The sequence below is a fragment of the Pseudoalteromonas thalassia genome, from assembly GCF_049257215.1.
GTDB classification, from domain to species: Bacteria; Pseudomonadota; Gammaproteobacteria; order Enterobacterales; family Alteromonadaceae; genus Pseudoalteromonas; species Pseudoalteromonas lipolytica_C.
This window is the reverse complement of the sequence record NZ_JBMMUE010000006.1, coordinates 83,893-108,149: the sequence shown is the minus strand read 5'-3', so window position 1 is coordinate 108,149 and position 24,257 is coordinate 83,893. Positions and strand designations below refer to the sequence as shown.

The 24,257-nt window shown below is 40.3% G+C and carries 23 protein-coding genes; 17 read left to right on the top strand and 6 right to left on the bottom strand.

Annotation, left to right across the window (positions count from 1 at the left end):
* The first annotated feature begins 187 nt into the window (after positions 1 to 187).
* From AAEU31_RS09385 to AAEU31_RS09345, 9 genes are all read left to right on the top strand, one after another.
* The gene (locus AAEU31_RS09385) at positions 188 to 1,234 is read left to right on the top strand and encodes an NAD(P)-dependent alcohol dehydrogenase (RefSeq protein WP_421967067.1); all 1,047 of its coding nucleotides are present in this window, start codon (positions 188 to 190) and stop codon (positions 1,232 to 1,234) included.
* Positions 1,235 to 1,441: 207 nt separating this feature from the next.
* Positions 1,442 to 1,813 (top strand): hypothetical protein, encoded by a 372-nt coding sequence (locus AAEU31_RS09380; RefSeq protein ID WP_421967066.1) that lies wholly within the window; start codon positions 1,442 to 1,444, stop codon positions 1,811 to 1,813.
* A 73-nt stretch (positions 1,814 to 1,886) separates the two neighbouring features.
* Positions 1,887 to 3,698, top strand: coding sequence for a protein translocase subunit SecD (gene secD / locus AAEU31_RS09375; RefSeq protein ID WP_421967065.1), 1,812 nt, complete (start codon positions 1,887 to 1,889; stop codon positions 3,696 to 3,698).
* Positions 3,695 to 4,615 (top strand): protein translocase subunit SecF, encoded by a 921-nt coding sequence (gene secF / locus AAEU31_RS09370; protein WP_421967064.1) that lies wholly within the window; start codon positions 3,695 to 3,697, stop codon positions 4,613 to 4,615. Before secD ends, secF begins: the two co-directional genes overlap by 4 nt.
* A gap of 76 nt (positions 4,616 to 4,691) precedes the next feature.
* Complete coding sequence (locus tag AAEU31_RS09365) at positions 4,692 to 5,168, top strand: transcription elongation factor GreAB (RefSeq protein WP_421967063.1); 477 nt, start codon at positions 4,692 to 4,694, stop codon at positions 5,166 to 5,168.
* Between the two features lie 242 nt (positions 5,169 to 5,410).
* Positions 5,411 to 6,805 carry a RimK family ATP-grasp domain-containing protein gene (locus AAEU31_RS09360; protein WP_235382725.1) on the top strand — a complete coding sequence of 465 codons (1,395 nt, stop codon included), beginning with the start codon at positions 5,411 to 5,413 and terminating at the stop codon, positions 6,803 to 6,805.
* Positions 6,805 to 7,908 (top strand): peptidase C39 family protein, encoded by a 1,104-nt coding sequence (locus tag AAEU31_RS09355; protein WP_421967062.1) that lies wholly within the window; start codon positions 6,805 to 6,807, stop codon positions 7,906 to 7,908. Before AAEU31_RS09360 ends, AAEU31_RS09355 begins: the two co-directional genes overlap by 1 nt.
* Positions 7,909 to 7,938: 30 nt before the next feature.
* Positions 7,939 to 8,433: an MgtC/SapB family protein gene (locus tag AAEU31_RS09350; protein ID WP_235382727.1), complete on the top strand. Its 495-nt coding sequence runs from the start codon at positions 7,939 to 7,941 to the stop codon at positions 8,431 to 8,433.
* A 26-nt stretch (positions 8,434 to 8,459) separates the two neighbouring features.
* Positions 8,460 to 8,903, top strand: coding sequence for a GNAT family N-acetyltransferase (locus AAEU31_RS09345; RefSeq protein ID WP_421967061.1), 444 nt, complete (start codon positions 8,460 to 8,462; stop codon positions 8,901 to 8,903).
* Here AAEU31_RS09345 and AAEU31_RS09340 read toward each other — a convergent pair.
* The 3 genes from AAEU31_RS09340 to AAEU31_RS09330 all read right to left on the bottom strand — a co-directional run bounded on the left by AAEU31_RS09340 (position 8,880) and on the right by AAEU31_RS09330 (position 12,129).
* Entirely contained in the window at positions 8,880 to 9,779 is a 900-nt protein-coding gene (locus tag AAEU31_RS09340; RefSeq protein ID WP_421967124.1) for a S41 family peptidase, read from the bottom strand. The two genes, AAEU31_RS09345 and AAEU31_RS09340, sit on opposite strands and share 24 nt — an antisense overlap.
* A gap of 20 nt (positions 9,780 to 9,799) precedes the next feature.
* Positions 9,800 to 10,999, bottom strand: a complete 1,200-nt coding sequence (locus tag AAEU31_RS09335; protein WP_421967060.1) for a GAF domain-containing sensor histidine kinase — start codon at positions 10,997 to 10,999, stop codon at positions 9,800 to 9,802.
* A gap of 119 nt (positions 11,000 to 11,118) precedes the next feature.
* The gene (locus AAEU31_RS09330; RefSeq protein ID WP_421967059.1) at positions 11,119 to 12,129 is read right to left on the bottom strand and encodes a GlxA family transcriptional regulator; all 1,011 of its coding nucleotides are present in this window, start codon (positions 12,127 to 12,129) and stop codon (positions 11,119 to 11,121) included.
* Between the two features lie 127 nt (positions 12,130 to 12,256).
* Between AAEU31_RS09330 and AAEU31_RS09325 the strand changes: the two genes are divergently transcribed.
* Together AAEU31_RS09325 and AAEU31_RS09320 are read left to right on the top strand one after the other, a co-directional pair.
* Entirely contained in the window at positions 12,257 to 14,155 is a 1,899-nt protein-coding gene (locus tag AAEU31_RS09325) for a beta-ketoacyl synthase (protein WP_421967058.1), read from the top strand.
* 102 nt (positions 14,156 to 14,257) lie between these two features.
* Entirely contained in the window at positions 14,258 to 15,334 is a 1,077-nt protein-coding gene (locus tag AAEU31_RS09320; RefSeq protein ID WP_421967057.1) for an energy transducer TonB, read from the top strand.
* 4 nt (positions 15,335 to 15,338) lie between these two features.
* On the opposite strand, the gene AAEU31_RS09315 is transcribed toward AAEU31_RS09320, so the two are convergent.
* Entirely contained in the window at positions 15,339 to 15,755 is a 417-nt protein-coding gene (locus AAEU31_RS09315) for an MgtC/SapB family protein (RefSeq protein WP_135924881.1), read from the bottom strand.
* A gap of 226 nt (positions 15,756 to 15,981) precedes the next feature.
* Between AAEU31_RS09315 and AAEU31_RS09310 the strand changes: the two genes are divergently transcribed.
* Positions 15,982 to 17,472, top strand: a complete 1,491-nt coding sequence (locus tag AAEU31_RS09310; RefSeq protein ID WP_235382733.1) for a BCCT family transporter — start codon at positions 15,982 to 15,984, stop codon at positions 17,470 to 17,472.
* 227 nt (positions 17,473 to 17,699) lie between these two features.
* On the top strand, positions 17,700 to 18,008 hold the full coding sequence (locus AAEU31_RS09305) for a hypothetical protein (RefSeq protein ID WP_421967056.1): 309 nt from the start codon (positions 17,700 to 17,702) through the stop codon (positions 18,006 to 18,008).
* Between the two features lie 10 nt (positions 18,009 to 18,018).
* Here the strand turns inward: AAEU31_RS09305 and fghA are convergent, their stop codons facing one another.
* Positions 18,019 to 18,855, bottom strand: a complete 837-nt coding sequence (gene fghA, locus AAEU31_RS09300) for an S-formylglutathione hydrolase (protein ID WP_421967055.1) — start codon at positions 18,853 to 18,855, stop codon at positions 18,019 to 18,021.
* A gap of 55 nt (positions 18,856 to 18,910) precedes the next feature.
* Positions 18,911 to 20,032, bottom strand: coding sequence for an S-(hydroxymethyl)glutathione dehydrogenase/class III alcohol dehydrogenase (locus AAEU31_RS09295; RefSeq protein ID WP_138557591.1), 1,122 nt, complete (start codon positions 20,030 to 20,032; stop codon positions 18,911 to 18,913).
* A gap of 110 nt (positions 20,033 to 20,142) precedes the next feature.
* Here AAEU31_RS09295 and AAEU31_RS09290 point away from each other — a divergent pair, with 110 nt between their 5' ends.
* The 4 genes from AAEU31_RS09290 (at position 20,143) to AAEU31_RS09275 (ending at position 24,256) form a co-directional block, all read left to right on the top strand.
* Positions 20,143 to 21,024, top strand: a complete 882-nt coding sequence (locus AAEU31_RS09290) for a LysR family transcriptional regulator (protein WP_138557590.1) — start codon at positions 20,143 to 20,145, stop codon at positions 21,022 to 21,024.
* A gap of 89 nt (positions 21,025 to 21,113) precedes the next feature.
* Positions 21,114 to 22,331 carry a lipoprotein-releasing ABC transporter permease subunit gene (locus AAEU31_RS09285; RefSeq protein ID WP_421967054.1) on the top strand — a complete coding sequence of 406 codons (1,218 nt, stop codon included), beginning with the start codon at positions 21,114 to 21,116 and terminating at the stop codon, positions 22,329 to 22,331.
* Positions 22,324 to 23,022, top strand: a complete 699-nt coding sequence (gene lolD / locus AAEU31_RS09280) for a lipoprotein-releasing ABC transporter ATP-binding protein LolD (RefSeq protein ID WP_135924863.1) — start codon at positions 22,324 to 22,326, stop codon at positions 23,020 to 23,022. Before AAEU31_RS09285 ends, lolD begins: the two co-directional genes overlap by 8 nt.
* The gene (locus AAEU31_RS09275) at positions 23,012 to 24,256 is read left to right on the top strand and encodes a lipoprotein-releasing ABC transporter permease subunit (protein ID WP_421967053.1); all 1,245 of its coding nucleotides are present in this window, start codon (positions 23,012 to 23,014) and stop codon (positions 24,254 to 24,256) included. Before lolD ends, AAEU31_RS09275 begins: the two co-directional genes overlap by 11 nt.
* Position 24,257: the final 1 nt, after the last annotated feature.

The window sequence follows — 24,257 nt, the reverse complement described above, 5'->3', positions numbered from 1 at the left end:
TTCTTTGCGGCTCATTCCACGCATGGGGGTCTCTTAAAAATCAATTTGATAAAAATAGGCAAAAGCTTTCGTGTTTTAGGCAAGTGTATTTTGCAAATTTACCTCTATACTGAGTGCAGTATACACCAGCGCATTAGCAAATTTGTTAATTGCATGAGTTAAACACGAAGAAAATTAAGGAGTAAGCATGAAAACCGTCGGTTATGCAGCACATGATTCTGAAAAACCATTAGAGCCGTATCATTTTGAACGCCGTGCACTTCGTGATGAAGATGTATCAATTGAAATTCTGTATTGTGGCGTGTGCCATTCAGACTTGCACACAGCAGAAAACGATTGGGGCTGGACTCAGTACCCAGTCGTGCCAGGCCATGAAATTGTTGGTCGTGTTCTTGAAGTAGGCAGCGGCGTTACTAAATACAAAGTGGGCGATAATGTTGCTGTAGGTTGTATGGTTGATAGCTGCTTAAGCTGTGACCAATGTCATCACGGTGAAGAGCAGTTTTGTCGCGAAGGTATGGTAGGGACTTACTCAGGACAAGATCGCATTAGCGGTGAACTCACTCAAGGTGGCTATTCAAAACACATTGTGGTGCGTGAAGAATTTGTATTGAGCGTGCCTGAAGGCTTAGACCTTGCTAAATGTGCACCAATTCTATGTGCGGGTATCACAACGTATTCGCCATTACGTACCTGGAATGTCGGCCCAGGCAGCCGTGTTGGTGTGATTGGTTTAGGTGGTTTAGGCCACATGGCGATTAAAATCGCAGCTGCAATAGGCGCACATGTTACGGCAATTAGCCGTAGTGATAAGAAAAAACAGCAGGTTTTATCTTATGGCGCAAAAGATCTATTAGTATCAAGTGATGAAGCTGCCATGCAAGCGCATGCTAATCAATTTGATGTAATCATTAATACTATTCCGGTAAAACACGACTTTACGCCGTATATCCCGCTTTTAGATATTGATGGGACTCAAGTATTGGTTGGTCAAGTAGGTGCGCTTGCTGAGTCTAATTCAGTGCCGTTATTAATGGGGCGCCGCCGTGTTGCAGGCTCATTGATTGGCGGTATTGCGCAAACTCAAGAAATCCTCGACTTCTGTGCGCTACATAATATTTTGCCAGAAGTTGAAATGATCAAAATGGAACAAATTAATGATGCATTTGATAAGTTAAAGCAAGGTGATATGGCCTCACGCTTTGTTATCGACATGTCATCATTAGAGGTTTAACTCGTTTAATAAAGTTAAATTACTAAGCGGGCCAAAATGGGCTCGCTTTTATTTTAGTTATATTTATTTAAGTAATACCTTGTGTTTTATTTTTTTACCCTCATTATAGCCATGTTATCCGCTTAATTTATTGGTCAGTTTTTGTTACGGTTTTTCTCAGTCATTATCTTGCTATTTACTGTGTTCTTTAGTGCACAGAGCATGGCTATGCCTGACACTCACTCACACTTTGCTGCGACTAAATTGTTCCAAGTAGAGCTGACTAAAACCCCAGTTATTTCTCAAACTCATACAGCAGAACACCACAAACCGATAGAACCATCGGGGTTTGATACCCTTGTGCCGCGTTTAACTGCCAGTAATTCATCATTGTTTCTTTATCATAGTCAGGTTGACCCTGATTACGAGCTATTAATTGAATTCTTTGCTGAAGATTGGGGAAAAGAGCACTTTCTAGCGCCGCCAGGGGCTGTGCGTGAGATCCCATGGTTTGCCTTAGCAACCCAGCGTAAATCCCGCATTAGTGGCTGGAAAGACGCTAATCTTTTGTACAAAGCCAACACGACCTACCATAACTAAACGACTTCCTTCGTTACTTTTATATTTTTGGAATTAATTTTTACCGGCTGACAATGCCGGAAGGAAGTCATGTATGTCACATAAATCAAAGCCGGCGCTATGGCGTCGTCTAAAAATGAGTTATGTCGCTATGATAGCGGCGTGTATTTTACTAGCGGTAAGCGCATTACCTAATCTTTATCCTAATAAGTCTTGGTTGCACATTAGCTTGCCAGATCAAACTGTGACGCTGCAAAGTGTGACAACTTCTCTAAACCAACATGGTTTTGAAGTGATTGAAGCCAATGATAGCCAAGCACAACTGGCTATTTTATTAAGCGAGCCAACCCAAAGTGCCAATGCGCTGAGTTTTATCAAAACACAATACCCACAGTTAGACGCTAAAATTGTTGAGCATGCGACAAGCCCACAGTGGCTTCAGCAGCTTGGTCTTTCACCAATTAAATTGGGACTCGACTTAAATGGTGGGGTGTTATTTGTGCTTGATGTTGACTTAGATAAAGCAATGCAAGAGCACTTAAGCAGTGTGTATCAACAAACTAAATTGGCGCTTCGTAAAGATAAAATTCGTGGTATTCGGGCAAGTGAAGTAAAAGGAGGGGTTGAGCTACAAATTTTACCAAGCTCCGAGGAGCAACTCGCAGGGCTCGTCTCAACGTTACAAGGTCAATTCAAAGGCCTGATGCAAACTAAATCAACCACTAATAACCTAACCACGGTATTACTGCATTTTAATGAGCAAAGCCAAAGCGAATTCAATAAACAAGTTATGGCGCAAAGCTTAACAACCCTGCGAGGTCGTATTGAAGAGCTTGGCATCACAGAAGCGGTAACGCAACGACAAGGTAAGCAGCGCATTCGCATCGAGTTACCCGGTGTGCAAGACCCATCTGAAGCTAAGCGTATTATTGGTGCAACAGCGACCCTCGATTTTTATCAAGTCGTCGAAGTAGGTGGTAAAGCGTTTAATGTGCAAGGCGGTGGTGTTGTTAATTTAAATCCTATAGCAATTTTTTCAGGTGATCACATCAATAATGCCAGTGTTGGTAAAGATGAGTGGGGCAAGCCTTTAGTTCAGCTCAGTTTAGACTCGCAAGGTGGTGATGCAATGTCTGCTTTTTCTAAGCACAATATTGGTAAGCCAATGGCCACTGTGTATTCTGAATACTCACGGGGTGAGAATGGCGAAGTTGTGAAAAAAAGCGAAGTGATCAATGTGGCAAACATTGCCCAGCACTTAAGCTCTCGTTTTAGCATTACCAATATGAAAAGCCCACAAGCTGCTTACGATTTAGCGCTTCTACTACGGGCAGGGTCGCTCACAGCACCAGTGACCATTGTACAAGAGCAAACCATAGGCCCAAGCTTAGGCAGTGAAAACATTGAGCATGGCTTAGCTGCGTTAATGCTGGGTATCGGTATTACCCTTGCATTTATGGCGCTTTGGTATCGTCGCTTAGGGCTGATTGCCAATATTGCTTTGCTACTAAATTTAACTGCTTTAGTTGGTTTAATGTCGTTATTGCCGGGTGTTGTACTGACCTTACCGGGCATTGCAGGTCTTGTTCTGACGATAGGTATGGCTGTTGATACGAATGTGATTATCTTTGAGCGAATAAAAGAAGAGAAACGCAAGGGTCGACCTACATATCAAGCGATTGAGCAAGGTTATAACCAAGCATTTACGACCATTTTTGATGCCAATGTAACAACCATGATCACGGCGATTATTTTATATGCCATAGGTTATGGGCCTGTGAAAGGCTTTGCTATCACGTTAGCGCTCGGCCTATTAACTAGCGTATTTACTGGCGTTTATATTTCAAAAGCGCTTAGCCAAACGCTCTACATTAAACTAACCAATTTAACGGGGGCAAAAGCATGAGTTGGTCTACTTTAACGCCAGCGAGTAAAGCACGCTTTTTAGGGCTATTGCTAAGTTGTATTTTAGTCATCGCGAGCTTGGGTGTTTTATCTGTTAAGGGGCTTAACTTTGGCCTTGATTTTACAGGTGGCTACATTACTGAAATTAATACAACGTCAGTCACCACAATTACTGATTTAAAAGCAAAGTTAAGCTCTGAGGTTGCGAGAAAATTAACTATAAGTAAAGCGGGTGAATATCATTTTGTTTTAAGAGAAGCACCAGAGGCTAGCAAAGCCAGTACTTGGCAAGCAGAGCTGAATGAGCAAGGCGTAGAATATACCGTACTATCAAGTTCATTTTTAGGCTCGCAAGTCGGTGATGAGCTATTTGAACAAGGCTGTTTAGCTTTATTTGCGGCACTGATTGCCATTATGGTTTATCTAGCCGTGCGCTTTGAATGGCGACTCGCTGTGGGTTCAGTGGTTGCACTGTTGCATGATTTAATCTTAGTGCTAGGTTTGTTTTCCTTGCTAGGGCTTGAGTTTAATTTAACCGTGCTGGCGAGTTTACTGGCTATTATTGGTTATTCATTAAATGATTCAATTATTGTTGGCGACAGAGTCAGAGAGCTTTTACGGATTCAGCCAGATAATCAACGGATTAACACCCATGTTGTGATTAACGATGCAATTGGTTCAACCTTAACGCGTACATTGATCACCTCAGGTACAACACTTGCGACCATTGCTTGCATTTGGCTGCTTGCAGGGGCTGCATTAACCGGCTTTGCTATCGCGCTATTTGTGGGCATAGTGGTGGGAACATTTTCATCGATTTGTATCGCCGCTACCTTACCGCAGCTATTAGGGTTAAGTTCAGACAATTATACCCAAACACTGGATGATAAAACTAAAGCCTATATGGAGTTGCCATAAGTCAGTTTTATAACTTACTTTCATCAGCCGCTATTTTTCCATAGAATAGCGGCTTTTCTGTTTTAACTGCTTTGATATGAATAAAACACACGTAATTGAACATTTACGCTTTGCGCTAGAGGCACAACTGCATAACGCCAAAGAAGCGGCAAAAGCGGCCCATGATGCTGCAACTCACGAAGAAAGTGTAGCTGAAACTCAATACGATACCTTGGGTTTAGAAGCCGCTTATTTAGCGCAAGGGCAAGCTGAGCGAGTCAATGAGTGCTATCGTGACATTCAAGCATTTAATACAGTGTTTAAAGAAAGCGAATTTAATAAGGTTCGTGAAGGTGCATTAGTGTGTCTTATCGATGAGCACGATAACTCAAAGTGGTTCTTTATAGGCCCAAGTGCAGGTGGCTTAATGGTCACCGTAAAACAGCAGCCCATTTATGTTGTAACCCGAGAAGCACCGCTAGGTAAACAACTGATTGGTAAGCAAGTCGATGATGAAGTAACACTGACAATTGCAGGTAATAAGCAGTTTTACAGCATTGCAGAAATATGCTGACCAAGAAAATTTATTAATCAATAAATTTCATCTTAAGGTAAAAAATAACTCGTTGGTCACAAAGCTAAAAACCCTCTATAAATCACATCAAGCTTAAGGCTTATACCAATACGCGCAATTACCAATTCTCGGGTATTGGTATTTTAAGCACCCATCTAGTTAAGTGAAGTTTAGCCTCATGCGTTCACTTAATTGGTTGGGTGTTTTCATTTTTTTTCATAAGACTTAATTTAGGAAAAGTCGTGTTTAAAACCTTGATTGTGGTTGATAACAATGAGCAACGTATTGCTCAAAATTTCGAAAATGTCATTACTTTTGACACCTACTTACGTGATTACCCAAAACATAATGAGCCAAAAACGCGCATTTTAAACTTGTGTGATACTGGGCAGTATTTAAGTAAAGGTTATTATTGTTCTTTGCTTGCTGAAGCAAGAAAGCATCAGGTTTTACCGAGTGTAAAAACAATTAATGCGCTACGTAGCGATGAGCACAGCACGCGTCATAAAGAGCTCGCTGGTGGCACTGTATTTTTTGGTCACACAGATCAAGAGCAGCAAAGCAAAGCAACCAAAGCATTATTCTCGCAATATCCTGCGCCTATTTTGGTGTGTGATGAGCAAGGTGTTGTGAAGCAAGGCACGATTGCATCATTAGATGACACTGCCTTTACAGAGTTTGTAAAGCAACTAAGCAGTTTTACCGAGTCAGTGTGGCGCATTCACGATAAAAAACGTCGTTACCGTTGGGATATGGCTATATTGGTTGATCACCAAGAAAAAGTGCCACCAAGCGATAAAGATGCCATTGCAAAATTTATTAAAGCTGCCGCTAAACATGGTATTTATGCTCAAGCTCTGACATTTGATGAAATTACCAGTATTGCGCAATTTGATGCGCTATTTATTCGTCAAACAACGGCTATCGACCATCCAACTTACCGCTTAGCAAGTAAAGCACAAAGCTTAGGGTTAGTGGTCATTGATGATGCAGAGTCAATATTGCGTTGTTGTAATAAAGTGTATTTACACGATGCCTTTAATTATCAAAAAGTGCCGAGTTTAAAAACTCATGTTGTGGCTGATACAAACGAAGAGACAATCGAAAGTTTAGAAGCAAACTTTAGCTACCCACTGGTATTAAAAATGCCAGAAGGCTCTTTCTCTAAAGGTGTATTTAAAGTTGCTAATCGTGATGAGTTAGTTGCTAAGTTAACTGAGCTGTTTGAGTTCAGTGCACTTGTGCTAGCGCAAGAGTATATGTACACCGAATATGATTGGCGTGTCGGGGTGTTAAATGGCCGTGCAATTTATGCGTGTCGTTATTTAATGGCGCGTAATCACTGGCAAATTTACAACCATGATGCAAAACGTTTTTTCTCTGGTGGCTTTGAAACCTTGCCAACATTTGAACTACCTAAAGTGGTACTTGATGCAGCATTAAAAGCCTGCAAAACGGTGGGTAAAGGTTTGTATGGCGTTGATGTTAAAGAGCATCAAGGTAAAGCATACGTGTTAGAAGTGAATGACAACCCTAGTATCGACCATAAAGTCGAAGATGCTTATTTAGGTGATGAGCTTTATATGATCATTATGGATGAGTTTAAACAACGCCTAGAAGCACGAGGCCGCGGTTAATGAACGCATCTGTTTGCCAAATCCGTTTTGCTCAGGCAACGGATTTGGCGGCCCTTGTAGCGATTGAAGAACAAAGCTTTAGTCAAGATAGGTTAAGTAGCCGTAGCTTAAAACGCTGGATCAGCGCAACCCATGGTTTACTGATGGTGGCAGAGGTAGATAACCAACTCGTTGGTTATGGTTTAGTGTGGTGTCACAAAGGGACGCGCCTTGCTCGGTTATATTCACTGGCTGTTTTGCAATCTCAGCAAGGCAAAGGCATTGCCTCAAAGTTACTGCTTGCGCTTGAAAACGAAACGGCTAAACGGGGCCGTTTATACATGCGTTTAGAGGTTGCGGTAAACAACCATTCAGCAATTCGCTTATATGAAAAACTGGGTTATCAGGTCTTTGGTCATTACAGTGATTATTATGATGACCATAGTGATGCCCATCGAATGCAAAAAAACATTCGTCGTAATATCGAATTTAATGCCGATAAACACACGCCTTGGTATCAGCAAACAACCGAGTTTACCTGTGGTCCTGCGGCGCTATTAATGGCAATGTCATCCTTGAATGATAGCGCAATGAGCCAACTGAAAGAGTTGGATATATGGCGTGAAGCGACGACTATTTTCATGACATCAGGGCATGGCGGTTGCCATCCTCTAGGGTTAGCACTTGCGGCAATGAAGCGAGGTTTTAAAGCTGATGTTGTTTTAAATACCCGCGATACTTTGTTTATTGACGGGGTAAGAAGCGAAAAGAAAAAAGCCATTTTGCATACGGTACATAATCAATTTGTGGCCGAAGCAATAGCTGCCAAGTTGCCAGTACGATATCAAGAGTTAACCTTGGCAGCTATTGAGACTTGGCTTGCTGAGGGTAAAGCGGTGGTGTTATTGATCAGCACCTATCGATTTGATGGAAAAAAATCACCGCATTGGGTGTGTGTAACCCATATTGATGAGCACTGCTTGTATGTTCATGATCCATTCTGTGAAAACGAAAAGCAATTGGCGATTGACTGTCAGCACGTGCCAATAGCCAAAGCCGATTTTAGCAAAATGGCGAGTTTTGGTTCATCACGACTCAGCACTGCGATGGCCTTTTATTTATAATTTTGATTGTTAGTTTAATTTGGAAGTACAGTGACACTGAGTAGTTTATTTGATATTGCCCCTTATTCTTGGTCAGCAATTGGTAGCGCCGCTTTTTGCGGCGCAATTATTGGTATGGAGCGCCAATTACGCGGCAAACCTGTTGGCATACGTACCTCAGCACTCATTGTGTTGGGTACCTATTTATTTCTGGCTACTGCATTTATGTTACATGGCGATGTGATAGACCATTCACGTGTAGTGGGGCAAATTATCACCGGTATTGGCTTTTTAGGTGCCGGAGTAATGCTTGCAAAAGATGGCGCGGTTGTAGGAGTAACGTCCGCAGCAACTATCTGGGTGCTAGCCTCTATTGGTGTTGTGATTGCCACCGATAACTTGTTAGCTGCAATTAAACTTTCAGTATTAGTGGTCGTTATTTTGTATGGCGTTGATGTACTCGAAGCTAAATTTAAAAGTTTAGGTCGCGGTGTACATGCGCGTGTAAAACGCTATTCAAAGTTGTATTATCGAAAAGAAAAGTGAAACAAGAAATTAGAGTGGAATAATCCATGGAACCTTGCTACACAATAAAGCCTGCTAATCTACAAGATTTACTGCTCGTGGATAGTCAAATCCCTGAGTTTGATGGTAGAAATACGCTCGGTAAATTACAAGCAAGGATAGCAGATGTTGAGTATTTAATTTTAGTAGCCTTTATCGATAATGAGCCTGTGGCCTACAAACTGGGTTATGCATTAGATTCAAATACTTTCTATAGCTGGCTTGGCGCAGTAGCGCCAAAGTGCAGAGGAAAGAGGATCGCACAGGCATTATTAAACGCACAAGAAACATGGGTTCAAGAGCACAATTACCGAGCTATTAAAGTTAAGTCGATGAACCGTTTTCCTGCAATGCTGAGTATGCTGATTAAAAATAGTTATGCAATAGTGGGTTATGAAGACAGAGGCTGCCCACAAGCTAGCAAAATTTTATTCTCCAAAGTCTTTGATTAGCCTACTAAATTCTAGACTACTCATACTCGGTGTGATGCCATTTTTAAACGTTTGACCATGAATATTGGCCATCTCGCCTGTTGTTAAAACAAGAATACTTCCGTCACTGAGCTCAAACGGAGTATTGACGGTAGCTAAGCCACACGTTTTCTCGCCAACGAGTGTTACATTTTCAAGCGATGATAGGCCAATTGCTAAAGCTTCAGCAGAACTTGCGACACTAGAATCAATCAAAACATAAATCCCAATAGGCTGATGTTTTAAATGATAGGTATCTGGTTGGAAATTGATTTTTTGTAGCGAGCTTTCATGGGCTATTCCATCTTTAAAACCAAATCTAGTAATGCTTCCAGATGACAAATGGAATTCACCTAATGTTTGTGTAGTGTCAAAAAAAGGGGAAAGTGCTTGTAACATAGGCCACATATTACCGCCGCTATTTTTTCTTAAATCAATAATCCAGTATCGAGAGTTCTCGTTGTCTTGAGATCTTATCTTATTGATTGAATTACGAACATATTGAGATTTTTCTTCCGTGGTTGTTGTGCCAATACTGGAAATTTTTAGATAAGAAAGTTTACCTTTTTGAAAATTCAGCTTAATTTTACTGTTATTAACACAGCGTTTTTTAGCGCTAAAAAAAGTTGTATTTAAACCTTTAACTTTTAGGTAAGAATGCGGCTCATTAAGTGATTTTATGAGTGATTTTAGGTTTAAGTTACCATATTCGAGATAAGCTGCTTTATTAGCATAATCAGTTTTATGGATAAAATGTAGGTCAATTAACTGTTTTACTTCTTGATAATTTGGTTCTGCAAATAAAGTTAAACTGCAAAAAGAAATATGGGCTAAAAGGCACCCTTTGAAAATAGTCATTTTCTGCAATTTACTACTCACTATTTTGGCAGGCTTAATAAAAAGTGTACTCCCTCGTTGCTATCTATTACTGAGATATTACCTTGTAGTTGCTGCGTTACAATTTTTTTAGCAATACTGAGACCTAACCCCATTCCTGTATGGTTGTTTTTTCCTTTATAGAAAGGTGTAAAAATAGCGTTGATCTGATCATCTTCGATTCCGATGCCATTGTCAGTGTAATGAATTTTCAATATACCATTGTAATCTTGCATATCAATTTTGATTCGTGGTTTTTCAACGCCTAAAAATGCGTGCTCCATAGAGTTTTGTAGCAAGATAAACAGCACTTGTTTTAGTAAATCTATTTCAATTTCACATTCTGACTTGGAAGGCGAGTAACTAACCTCAAGCTTGGCATTCGTATCTTTAAGTGGTTGTGTTAAATGGTTAGTTAATGTATCAGCTAACTGTTTGAGGCTAAAGGGAGACTTTGACGATTGAGCTTTTGTGTATAGCAAGTCTTGTAAAATACGTATTTTATTGGCACAGGTGGAGAGGTTTCGTGTTAATAACTCATTAGTATTAGCCATTGTTCCAAGTGCCTTATATAAAGCTTTTTGGCCTAAACTTTTATTTGCAAGACTTTGCTGTGTGTTAGTAATTGATAAATTAGCCACATCAACTGCGGTTATGCAATTACCGAGTGGGGTGTTGAGTTCATGGGCAACCCCTCTTATTAGAGTAGCCAACTCCTCGAACTGTAGTTGTTCAAATGCTTGTTTTTGCTGATGAAGTAATTTTAGTTGGGCTTCAAAACTATGCTTGATGGTTTCAAGTAATTTAATAACAGGTTCACTGTAACTATGCGGTTTATTATCTAAAATACATATCGTACCAAAAGGGGTCGTATCGCCGGCTGATATAGGTAGCCCCAAGTAAGAAATCATATTTAATTTTAAATCTGGGTTATCTTTCCAATTTTCATCAACCAGTGCGTTAGATATTGATAATAGTTTTTGCGTTTTTATGACATGCTCGCAATATAGGCCAGAACCATCTAAGCTTTCACGATCACCGATGTTATAGGGATTTTCGAGATGATCATTTTTTGAAAAAACACTGATAGCGTTGTCTTCAACTTTCATAATTAAAGCAACGGGCACTTTTGCAAACATCGCTAAAACCTCAAGGGTTTTATTCCAACTTTCTACTAATTCATTATAATCAGGTTGATACATTATTTCCGACTCAGAGAAAAAATTACTGCTATCTGAAAGCTTAGTTACAAATTTAATTTCGGCAAATTAATGCTTGACTTAAATGATATTTTCAAAAATTTCTGAGTTTATCTTAATCGTTATCCGAATAACTTACGTCGCACAACTGTTCTGTATTCACTAGGAGTTTGTGATAGTACTTTCTTAAATACCCGTGTTAAATGACCTTGGTCGTTATACCCGACTTCAAGAGCAACTTCTTGAATCGATAAGTTTGAAGAGGCGAGTAATTCTTTTGCTGTTTGCACGCGAAGTTTTTGCCAGTATTCAATAGGGGTTTGGCTGGTGGCTTGGCGAAAGCGTCGAGTAAAGGTGCGATAGCTAAGGTTGAATTGTGCTGCAATCTCTTGCAAAGACAACTCTGATGTTAGGTTGTTTTTTAACCAAAATTGTATTTGAGCAATGAGTTCATCAGGATGCTTATCGACAGCTCCCTCAAGATAACGTTGATCTTCATATGGCTTACGGATTTCATGGGAAAAATTACGCTCAACATGTTGTGCAGCTTCTCGGCCGTAATATTGACTAATAATATGCACAATAACATCGGCAAGCGCATTTAAACTCGCAACCGTGTACATGCGCTCAGATTGCGTGATGAAAAAGTCAGGCTTGAGCTGGACTTTAGGGTAGTCACGTTTAAATTGCTCTGCGTAATGCCAGTGAGTGGTAGCAGGGTGACCATCCAGTAGTCCTGCTTCTGCAACTAAACAATTACCTGTGCCTACACCAATAATATGACTTCCTTGCTGCCATGAATCCTTTAACCATTGCACTAATTTTTTTTGTTTATTGACGACAGGACGCGGATTACGCCAGATGCCAGGTACAATTATTAAATCACTTGTAGGGGCGGTGACTGTTTCACAGTCAGGTATGATTGCCAGGCCCGTTCTGTTGGGTATAGGCGCCAAGTTACTGGCTACTAAGTTGATATTTAGAGGGCAAAACTGTTGAGACTGATGATGGCTTTTGGCAAACGCTTCGCCAGCCCTCAACATCTCAATTGGTAGCGTGAGGCTGGTAATTAATAAATGGGGATAAACCAAGATACTGATTTCGGTGGCTTTAGTTTGTTGAAGTTTTGTCACTTTAATTGCTCCGACCAGTTATTTTTGGCATTTCATGCATAATATTTGGCTATTTAAGCACAAAGAAGCGTTGGTAATCCATTTAAACTTAAGCGAATTATCGTAACACGTTTTCTCAAGGTAAATTATGACAGCATTACCCGTTATTGTTGGTATGGGTGGTATTAATGCCGCTGGCCGCACTTCTTTTCATCAAGGTTATCGTCGTATCGTGTTAGACAGCTTGGACGCAAAAGCCCGTCAGGAGACATTTTTAGGCTTAGCGACTTTAATGAATTTAGTTACATTGACAGACGGTGTTTTAAAAGATGCAAATGGTAATACCGTCAATGAAGCAGATATTGAAACACAATTTGGCGAGCAAATTTTAGCTGGCACACTTATTCGTAAAATTGAAAAAAATCACTTCGATGTAGATGCAACGCCATGGCAGCAAAAAATGACGTTAACAGCGTCTGATGAACAACAGATTGTTTTTGAAACGCGTCGTCGTGATTTACCATCTCCAGTGCCAGCAAGTTGGCAGGTCGAAGACCTTAGTGATAAAAAAGTGAAAGTCACTATTAGTGCTGATCTTGCTATCAAACATGACAGTACGCGTGACAACCCAATTAAAGCGGCAGGTCAATTACCGACAGGTTTTGAACCTTCAGCTATGTATAACAGCCGTTATCAACCAAGAGGCTTACAAGCAACTATCTTTGCAGCAACTGATGCTATTCGTTCAACAGGTCTGCTGTGGCAGCAGGTAATGAACAGTGTTGAGCCTGATCAAATTGGTACATACTCAGCCTCTGTGGCAGGTCAAGTTGATGATGAGGGGTTTGGTGGATTGATACGTGCGCGTCAACAGGGCGATCGCGTAAGCACTAAACAGCTTGCACTTGGCTTAAACACCATGTCGACTGACTTTATCAATGCCTATGTAACAGGTAATGTGGGTACAACTTTTACCACATCAGGCGCGTGCGCCACGTTTTTATATAACCTGCGTGCCGCAGTAAACGATATTCAAGCGGGTCGTACACGAGTAGCTATCGTAGCGTCTGTTGAGTGTGCTATTACACCAGAAATCGTTGAAGGTTTTGGTAATATGAGTGCACTTGCAAATGAAGAAGGTTTAAAGCGTCTTGATAATACTGATGTGGTTGATCATCGCCGCACAAGTCGTCCATTCGGTGAAAACTGTGGCTTTACTATTGGTGAAGGTGCACAGGTTGCAATTTTAATGGATGATGCACTGGCATTAGAGTTAGGTGCTGATGTGTTAGGCAGCGTTGCTGATGTGTTTGTCAATGCAGATGGTATTAAAAAATCAATCACAGCGCCGGGTCCTGGTAACTATATTACAATGGCTAAATCTGTTGCATTGGCGAGCAGTATTGTTGGTCAAGAAGCGGTACAAAAACGAAGCTTTATTTTGGCACATGGCTCGAGCACGCCACAAAATCGCGTAACAGAATCATTAATTTATCATAAAGTAGCACAGACATTTGCGATTGATAATTGGAAGGTTGCAGCACCTAAGGCGTATGTGGGTCATACTATAGCGCCAGCTAGTGGAGATCAGTTAGCTATGGCGTTAGGTGTGTTCAGTCATAATATTATGCCGGGTATCACGACAATCGATAAAGTGGCGGATGACGTTTATAGCGAGCATTTAGATATTCGTACTCAACATTACCAATGCGATGCAATGGACATTGCATTTATTAACTCTAAAGGATTTGGTGGTAATAACGCAACGGCAACAGTACTTTCACCAACAATCACATTAAAAATGCTAGCAAAGCGTCATGGTGATGCGGTTATGGCGCAATATCAAGACCGTCATACTCAAGTTGCACAAGCCCAAGCTGACTACCAAAAACAGGCTGATTTAGGTCATTATGAGCTTATATATCGTTTTGGTGATGGACTAATTGACGAAAATGACATTGAAATTTGTGAAGATTCAATGACAATCCCTGGTTTTGATAAGAAGGTTTTGTTAACAAAATCAAACCCATACCAGGATATGTTTTAAGATCAAGACATGTTTAAGCACATTCTTGACAGCAAGGCGCTTTTAAAGCGCCTTTTTTAGTGCTATAAATGTTCCTATCTAAGGGAATTGGAGCAATTACTCATGATCAAACTTACTAAATTTGCTGTACTTTGTTCACTAATCGGATTACCAACACATACTTTAGCACGAGACGTTAATGACTTAGGTATTGACGTACAAGCTGCTACATCGGCCTATATCGTTAAAAATCAAAATCCGCGTTTTGCTGGTAGCTACAATGGCTCTCGATTAGAAGGGTGGGCGTTAATGTCGTATGTACTTGACACACAAGGTAAAGCGAAAGACATTGAAGTGATCATGGCCTCCGATACCCGTGGTAGTGAAGAAAACGCAGAGAAATATTTAACTAATTTAGAGTTTGCACCAGCCACTAAAGAGGGTAAAACAGTTGAAGGTGGGTATCTATTTTCATTTGAAGTAGGGAAATATTTTAACGGTTACTCAAATGATAAAGCGAGCCGTGGTTTTATTAATGAATACGATGAAATTAATAAAATGCTTCAAGCCAAAGAGTTTAAAAAAGCTGAGCAGGCATTGGCTAAGTTATATAAAGATCACACCAAAAACACCTCTGAGCAGGCGTTATTTGCTTGGTTAAAAAGTCAATTTTATTACTACCAACAGCAATGGTTTGGCTTTGATGAGCAATTGTCGATAGCCTATTTATTGCGAGCAAAATTACCAACAGATATTCAGTATTTAGTCGCTAAAAGTGCTCTGCAGTGGTATAGCTTTAAGGGCGATTTTAACCTCGCTTACAATGCTATTTATGCACTTGATAATATCGAAGGTAAAGAATTCTCAGAAGAAAATAAGCTTGCTACAATTAAGCAAATTGATGACTTGTTAGCCCGCACACCGCAAATCAATTCACAAATTAATGTTTCAAAAGATAAGCTGTCTTATTTATCTTTGTCTCGCGGTTCTATCAAGATAGAGGGCGCAAGTGATGTATCTAAATTACAGATCCGTTGTGCTGATCAAGTCATTGATCTTGAAGCCAGTGAGTTAGTTAACTATGTCATTGATGAGCAAAGCAGACGCTGCGGTTTATTAGTTAAATCTGCAAACCCAGCTGAAATTAAAGTTAAACAAACAGGGTATGCCATTGTTAACTCTAAATACGATGCTAGTTAGCTGTTTACTTTAAGCGTTTAACATACCTTAGCGTTACGAAATTAATTAATGCCATTAAAAAGGCAATTTCGTAGCGACTGAATGCCACAGCTATGCCAATAAGTCCCATATTCCAAATACTGGCTGCTGTGGCTGTTCCATAAGTTGAATTTTTGTTCTTCAAAATGGCACCGCCACCGATAAAGCCAATACCTGTGATAATCCCTTCTAGTACTTTTGATTCAGCCTCAGAGCTTGTCAAAACAGACATGCCCACTAATGCATAACCACAAGATGCAACGGCTACTAACGGAAAAGTTCGAAGACCAGCGCCATTACTGGTTTTTTCACGGTCAAATGCCATGGGCAAGGCAAGTAAATAGGCAATACCTAAGTGAATTAAATTATCGAGAATTTCATACCAATCAAAATTAAAGTCCATACTTAGCTCCTTGCGATGTTAATTTTGACTGAGCTGCAATTTCAATACCCGATCAACAAATTAAATAAAATGAGGAAACTAGGGACATGTAGCCGGGTTTTAAAAAGTAAGGCTTGGTATACTTTGCGCTTTTTACGCATTGCTATGTCATTTTTCAGTCTTTTGGCTGTTTGAATTTCAGCCATGCTAACAGTATGCTAATCACGCTGAATAAATAGGCTTCACTTTGAAACATTCCACCTCACCTCTTGAAAAGACCGCGCTTGCACTGTGTATGTTTGGTGCTCTCATTGCTGTTGTATTGCCGGACATTATCACTGAGCAAGTACAACCGTTTGTACAAATGGTTTTAAAGTGGATAGGTAGTAGCTTTTTCTTGATGATCAATTTTTTATTGTTTGCCATCATAATATTAGCCGTAAGTCCATTAGGAAGCCGCAAAGTTGGTGGCGAACATGCTGTTGTTGAGTATTCAAACTTTGGTTGGTTTGCTATGCTGTTTGCTGCTGGAATGGGCTCAGGGTTGGTTTTTTGGGGTGTAGCAGAGCCTGCATTACACTCCCTTGACCCACCACTTAAACAAAGCTTATACCCAGACAGACTAGCAAGTAGCTTGGCTTTAACCTTGGTCAATTGGGGCGCTCATGCTTGGGCTCTTTATGCAGTCTTTGCATTAGTTCTTGGCGGGTTAACACAGTACAGTGGTAAGTCAGGAGATATATGTGCTCCTGTTTTAACGGCACTTGGCAATCGGTTTGATAGATCTGCAAAATATACAGTCTCGTTTATTGTAAAATTAACTGCGGTGCTCTCGATATTTTTTGGTGTAGTGGGGACCATAGCAAATTCAACTTTACTGATCAGTAAAGGTGTTGAGATCGAGTTGGGTGTTACTTCAACATTATTAGTTGGGTCTTTAATCGTTTGTTTGTTAGCAGTTATTTATTCTCTGTCGGTTAAGTTTGGTTTACGCCGCGGTGTGCAATCACTGAGCATATTTAATGTGCTTTTGGCATTTAGTTTGCTCGTTTGGTTGCTAATAGTGGTGCCGATTGCGCCCATTATTAAAATTGCATTAGATGGAACCGGCTACTATTTACAGTTACTTGCGACCGGCACTTGGCAATTTGATAGCCAATTAAAAACACCAGATTGGGCCAATCATTGGACATATAACTACTACTTTTGGTGGTTAGCATGGGGACCATTCGTCGGCGTGTTCCTAGCCAAAATTAGTCAGGGGCGTAAGGTTTGGCAATTTATTATGGCGGTTGTGTGCATTCCAACTTTAGTCACAATTATCTGGTTTGCGACTTTTTCAGGCGCAGCGATTGAATGGGATAGACTCAATCAAGCAGGCATTTTAGCTGCAATTAGACAAGATTACAGCCAAGGCCTATTTGTATTTTTTCATCAATTAGGTTGGCAAGGGACCGTGTTTATTTGGTCAAGTTTGTTATTACTATTGGTATTTGTGGCAACCTCAGCTGACTCTGCAATTTTAGTGATAAGAGAGCTTGTTGGAGCTAAAAATAATCGTGTGACCCTCTACGCATGGTGTTTTGCTTTATTTATATGCAGCTTTTCATTATTGCTGTTACAAGATGAGCCCTTAAATCGTAGCGTTGCAATTTTAGGCGCTTTACCTTTCTTACTAATATTTTTATTACAGCTGGTCGGTTTTTTAAAAGAGTTTATTCGCGATATTTGTGATTAATACCAACCCAAGAACAATTACCTCAAAGTAGATCACTTAATTAAGCGAGTTGGTATCACTACATTTTCTTACAGTAAAATTAAGCGTTTGCTATTATGCTCATAAAATAAGCTTAAGTATATTGGAAGACCCATGCTTAATTGTTGTCAAATAAACCATGTCATAAAAGAATGTGTTGTGTTAAAGCTGAACCGAAAAAAGACCTACAATGATGGATAGCTTTAACAATGAAGATTAACTTCTCAAAACTTGTTATCTACTCACTAATTTATCAATTAACGGGGTGTACCTTGGCGGGAGCTTTTATTGATGGTTCTGCAAAAAACTCACCATCAACTAAGCTTGGAAGTACAAATGCAAATCATGCTGAGACTACAATAAAAGATCCCGAGGGTTTCTCATTCGCAAAGCTAGGTTTTGAAATTGACAGTGCTGTGATTGGCTTATTAAAAGCGAAAGACAAAGAACCGCAACTGGTTTGCAGGCAAATCAGTCAAAGTATCAAAGAGTGTGAGGAAATAAAGCCCTCACACTAGTCATTACTTATTAAAAATACTTTTGATGAAACATTAGGTGTTCATCAATAAAGCTGCTGATAAAGAAGTAACTATGATCATAACCAGCGTGCATGTTAATTTCAGCGGGGTAATCTTTTTCGTTCACGACAGCAAATAAGTTCTCGGTTTTGAGTTGCTCAGTTAAGAAGTTATCGGCTTCACCTTGATCAATACGCATCGGTAAATAATCGTCAGCAATTGCTTTTTTCATTAACTCACAGCTATCGTATTCGAGCCAATTTGCTTTATCACTGCCAAGGTAATTGCTAAACGCCTTTTCACCCCAAGGGCAATTCATCGGGTTCACAATCGGGCTAAAAGCACTGGCGCTAACGTACTGCTTAGGGTTTTTAAGTGCAATCATTAGCGCGCCATGACCACCCATAGAGTGTCCGGCAATGGCTTTTTTGTTAGTAACAGGGAAGTGTGCCTCAATCAGTGCTGGTAACTCAGCAACAACATAATCGTACATGTTGTAATGCACATTATAAGGTGCTTGGGTTGCATTAACATAAAAGCCTGCACCTTGACCAAAATCGTAGTTTTCGTCGTCAGGAACATTATCACCGCGCGGGCTAGTATCTGGGGCGACGATAGCAATACCTAGTTCAGCCGCTTTTTTAAAAGCTCCCGCTTTTTGCATAAAGTTTTCATCAGTGCAGGTTAAACCTGATAACCAATACATTACAGGTACTTTATTCGTTTCGCTGGCACCAGGCGGTAAAAATATAGCAAAGCGCATGGCACAATGTGTACTGTTAGCTTGGTGGGTATATTGTTTATGCCAGCCACCGCTGACTTTTGTTGAGCTTATGTTTTCTAGCATAACCACATCCTTGAAACAAAAGCGCTAGGTAGTAACCTAGCGCAAAATTAAAAGATTAATAATGAATAACTGAGCGAATACTCTTACCTTCGTGCATTAAGTCGAAAGCTTCATTGATATCTTCCAGTTTCATGGTGTGTGTGATGAAATCATTCAACGCAAATTCACCATTCATATAGCGCTCAACAATCTCTGGTAGCTCAGAGCGACCTTTAACGCCACCAAATGCACTACCACGCCATACACGGCCTGTTACTAGTTGGAATGGACGGGTAGAGATCTCTTGACCTGCGCCTGCAACACCGATAATTACTGATTCGCCCCAACCTTTGTGACAACACTCAAGGGCAGAGCGCATAACATTAACGTTGCCGATACATTCAAATGAGAAATCAACACCGCCGTCAGTCATTTCAACAATGACTTCTTGGATTGGTTTGTCGTAGTCATTTGGATTAATTAAATCAGTTGCGCCTAATTTAGTAGCTAATTCGAACTTGCTGGTATTAATATCAACACCAATAATACGGCTTGCGCCAGCCATAGTTGCACCAATGATGGCAGATAAACCAATACCACCTAGACCAAAAATAGCAACAGTATCACCTTTTTGAACTTTTGCTGTTTTAGTCACAGCACCCATACCCGTTGTTACACCACAACCAAGTAAACAAATTTCTTCAAGAGGTGCTTCTTTGCTCACTTTAGCAAGTGAAATCTCAGGTAATACAGTGTATTCAGAGAAAGTAGAGCAACCCATGTAGTGATAAATTGGTTGACCATCTTTATAGAAACGCGTTGTGCCATCTGGCATTAAACCTTTACCTTGCGTTTCACGTACCGCAGAGCATAAGTTTGTTTTGCCAGACTTACACATCTTACACTCGCCACATTCAGCAGTGTAAAGAGGAATAACATGATCGCCTACTTCAACGTGCGTTACGCCTTCACCAACAGCTTCAACAATACCACCGCCTTCATGGCCAAGGATTGCTGGGAAAATACCTTCAGGGTCTTCACCAGACAAAGTGAATGCATCGGTATGACAAACACCTGTAGCAACAATCTTTACCAGTACTTCGCCTTTTTTAGGCATCATTACATCCACTTCTTCAATTGAGAGTGGTTGATTTGGACCCCAAGCGATAGCCGCTTTTGATTTAATAAAATCAGTCATAACGTTCCCTTATAGTTGTTGGAAGTAAGTAATAAACTTAGTCTATTTTATTTATTTCTCAATGAATGATAATCTTAGTTTTATTAAAACACTTTTACAGTATGGTAATAATGAATCGTTGGCACGGAATTGATGAATTTTTAGCGGTAGCCGAAACCGGTAGTTTTACAAAAGCAAGTAAACTGCTGGGTATGTCAGTGGCGCACGTAAGCCGTTATGTGAGTCAATTAGAAGAACGATTAAACACACAATTGCTAACCCGAACGACCCGTAAAGTAGTGCTAACGCAAGAGGGACAAGTGTTTGCGCATCAAACAAAACAGTTACAGCATGCTATGGATGATGCCACGGCACTGCTTGCCGAGCAGCAACTGACACCTAAAGGCAGCATCAAACTGACAGCCCCTGTCATGTATGGTGAAAGCTACATAATGCCTGCGGTGCATACATTTATGCAAAAGCACCCAGATATTGAAGTAATCAGTCATTTAAGTAATGAGCAAGTCAATCTATTAGAAGAAGGGTATGACTTAGCTATTCGGCTAGGTCATCTAAAGGATTCATCTTTAAAAGCTCGGCGCATTAGCCAACGCAGGCTGGTTATATGTTGTAGTCCCGAATACATAAATAATTATGGGCAACCGCACAGTGTCAGTGAATTAAGTCAGCACCATTGCCTCATCGGTAATAACAGCTACTGGCGGGTAAAAGAGCAGGGCCAAGATAAGCATATTAAAGTGGCTGGGCGTTTAGCATGTAATAGTGGTTGGGCATTGGTGGATGCAGCTATTAAAGGGTTAGGCATCGTGCAATTACCGGATTATTATGTCAATGAGCACCTAGCCAATGGCAAGTTGACCGCTGTACTTTCGAATGTTGCACCTGCACCTGAAGGTGTATGGGGGGTGTACCCACCTAGGCAATTTATAGCAACCAATGTAAAAGCATTACTTGACCATTTGGTCGCTACTGTTCAAGTATCAGATTTATAATTATTTTTTACAATTTCGCGCATCCCATGCTGGCTAAATCTATGCTAACATGAGCGCATATTTAGCCCTTGGAATATTCATAACTTATTATGTTTCAACCTGTTAGCCTTTTTATAGGGCTGAGATATAGTCGCTCCTCAAAGGGCAATGCTTTTATCTCATTCATTTCATTTTTCTCAATTGCGGGCATTGCTATAGGCTTAATGGCCTTGTTTACAGTCAGTTCTGTAATGAATGGCTTTGAAAATAACCTCAAAACAAACATGCTTGGTTTAATTCCCCATATCGAAGTATCAGCTGAAGATAATTCGAAAGAAACCATGTTGCAGTTAAAGCAGCAACTAGAAAATTCTCAAGATATTAAACAAGTTAACCTGTATCGTCATGGTGAAGCCATTTTACAAACTAACCAAGATTTGCATGGTGTGTTGTTACAAGGGCTCTATGATGAAGGAAGCTCCCTTTATAACGTAAAAGATAAAATTGTTGCCGGTAATTGGTCTTTGGTAATGGACAGCAATTACCACATTGCAATTAGCCGCTATTTGAGCCGCAAATTGGGTATTTCGCTTGGGGATAAAGTACGGGTGATCATGCCTAATGCCAGTTCGTATACACCGCTTGGTCGAGTACCTAGCCAACGTTTGTTTACCGTTGCTGCACTGTATGAAACACAATCTGAAATTGATATGTCATTGGCATTTACCAGTGGTTATTCGTTAGGCCGAGTTTTAAAACTGGCAAAATCAGCAGCACCCAACTTGAGTATCTCTTTGTACGAACCTTTTTCCGTAGAGCAAGTATTGCAATCTAAAACAGCAATTTTAAATGATTACACAGTAACTGATTGGCGAGCTAGTCAAGGGACGTTATTTGCCGCTGTGGCGATGGAAAAGCGTATTATGTCTATGTTACTTGGTTTAATTGTGCTTGTTGCGGTGTTTAATATAGTTTCTGCATTAACCATGATGGTAAGTGAAAAACAAAGTGAAGTGGCTATCTTACAAACGCTGGGTTTAACTCCTTTGCAAGTTCAGCATGTATTTATGATCCAAGGTTTATACAATGGTGTTATTGGCACCAGCATTGGTGCGTTACTTGGCGTGCTATTGAGTAGCAATATAAATGAGTTATTGAATATGTTAGGCATTAATTTATTAGCGGGTGTGAGTTTACCCATTAAATTTGATGTTATGAGTTTGAGCCTAATTGCCGCAGGGAGTATTGCTATGAGCTTTTTAGCTACTTTGTATCCTGCCCGCAAAGCTGCAAAAGTGAATCCAGCAGAGGTATTACGTTATGAGTGATTTAGTGATTAATTGTCAGCAGCTTAATAAAGTGTATCAAGATGGCGATAATCAGGTTGCAGTCTTAAAAGGGGTTGATTTAACGCTCAATCAGGGCGAAATGTTAGCCGTTGTAGGTAGTTCTGGTTCTGGTAAAAGTACTTTATTACATATATTAGGCACCTTAGATAATGCGACAGATGGAACCGTTGAAATCAAAGGTCAACAGGTTGCTAAATTAAACCGAAAACAACAAGCGAGTTTCCGCAACGAAAATTTGGGCTTTATTTATCAATTCCATCATTTATTAATGGAATTTACTGCCATTGAAAATGTTGCTATGCCACTTTTAATTAAAGGTTTAAGCGCAAAAGCGGCAAACGAAAAAGCCCTCAACATGCTAGATAAAGTAGGGTTATCTCATCGTTGCGAACATAAACCATCGGCGTTGTCAGGCGGTGAGAGACAGCGGGTTGCAATAGCACGTGCATTGGTAACAGAGCCTGCGTTGGTGCTAGCCGATGAACCAACGGGTAACTTAGATAAACAAAACGCAATTAAGATTTATGACTTGATTAAAGAGTTAAATACCAGCTTAAAAACTAGTTTTGTTGTGGTAACCCATGATTTAGAGCTTGCAGATAAACTAGGCAAAATTGCCTATTTAGATGATGGTAAGCTTGCAATTAAAGAGTCTCAGCATGTTGCTTAGTGCCTTTATTTCAAAACGATTTCGCGCTCACAGTGGCCAAAAAGAGGGGCAAAATGGTTTTGTAAGCTTTATTGCTAAAGCATCGACAATCGGCATACTTTTGGGAGTCGCCGTATTAATTGTTGCTCTATCAGTGATTAATGGCTTTGAGCAACAACTAGTGCATCGGCTTTTATCGGTTGTACCGCAAGTTGAATACGTTGCTCCTAATAAACCAATCAATAATTGGAAGTCAAAAGTTGCTTTATTGCGCTCTCAAGCCGGTGTAACAGGTGCAGCACCTTTTATTAGTGTCAACGGCATGGCGCAGTTTAAAAGTGAGTTAAAAGCGGTTGAAGTGCGTGGCGTTAGCCCAGAGTTTGAAAACCAAGTATCGGCGTTAAACCAATTTACAGAAGGGCGCTTAGTTAGTCAGTTACAACAAGAAGATGTACTTTTAGGACAACAAATAGTCAACCGGTTAGGTCTTAAAATTGGCGACCCAGTTACCTTATTAATCCCACAGATAAACCAGCAAAGTAACACCTTACTTGCTCCAAAGCGAGTGAGTTTGAATCTTGCGGGTATTATTAAAATGGGCGGCCCAATTGATGAAACAGCGGCTTTTATTCGCCTCGACAAAGCGCAAAGTGTACTGAGTTTCGATGAAAACCAAGTAACCGGTTTACGGTTACAAGTAGCTGATGTATTTGCTGCTCATCAAACCGCTATGCGGGTGGGGCAAGTTATCCCAGATTATGTCTATGTCTCTAGTTGGTTCAGAACGCAAGGCAGCTTATATCAAGATATTCAAATGGTTCGAACTATTGTGTATATCGTGGTGTTTCTAATTATTGCCGTAGCTAGTTTTAATATTGTTTCATCACTTGTTATGGAAGTACGCGAAAAACAGGCAAATATTGCGATTTTGAAAACCATGGGAGCACAAGACAGTACGATTTTAGCCACCTTTGTTATGCAAGGATTTACGCAAGCACTTATTGGCGTAATACTTGGAACGATTATAGGTGTTATGCTTGCATTAAATATTAGTGAATTATTCTCGTGGATCAGTCATTTGTTAGGTGACAATCCATTACAAGGTGTTTATTTCATTGAGTTTTTACCTAGTAAACTCGTTTGGCAAGATATCGTTATCACGGTGATTGTTACCTTTGTCCTCGCTATTTTGGCAACATTATACCCTGCGTGGCAAGCAACCCGAGTAGACCCAGCAAAAGTACTGGGTAATTAAG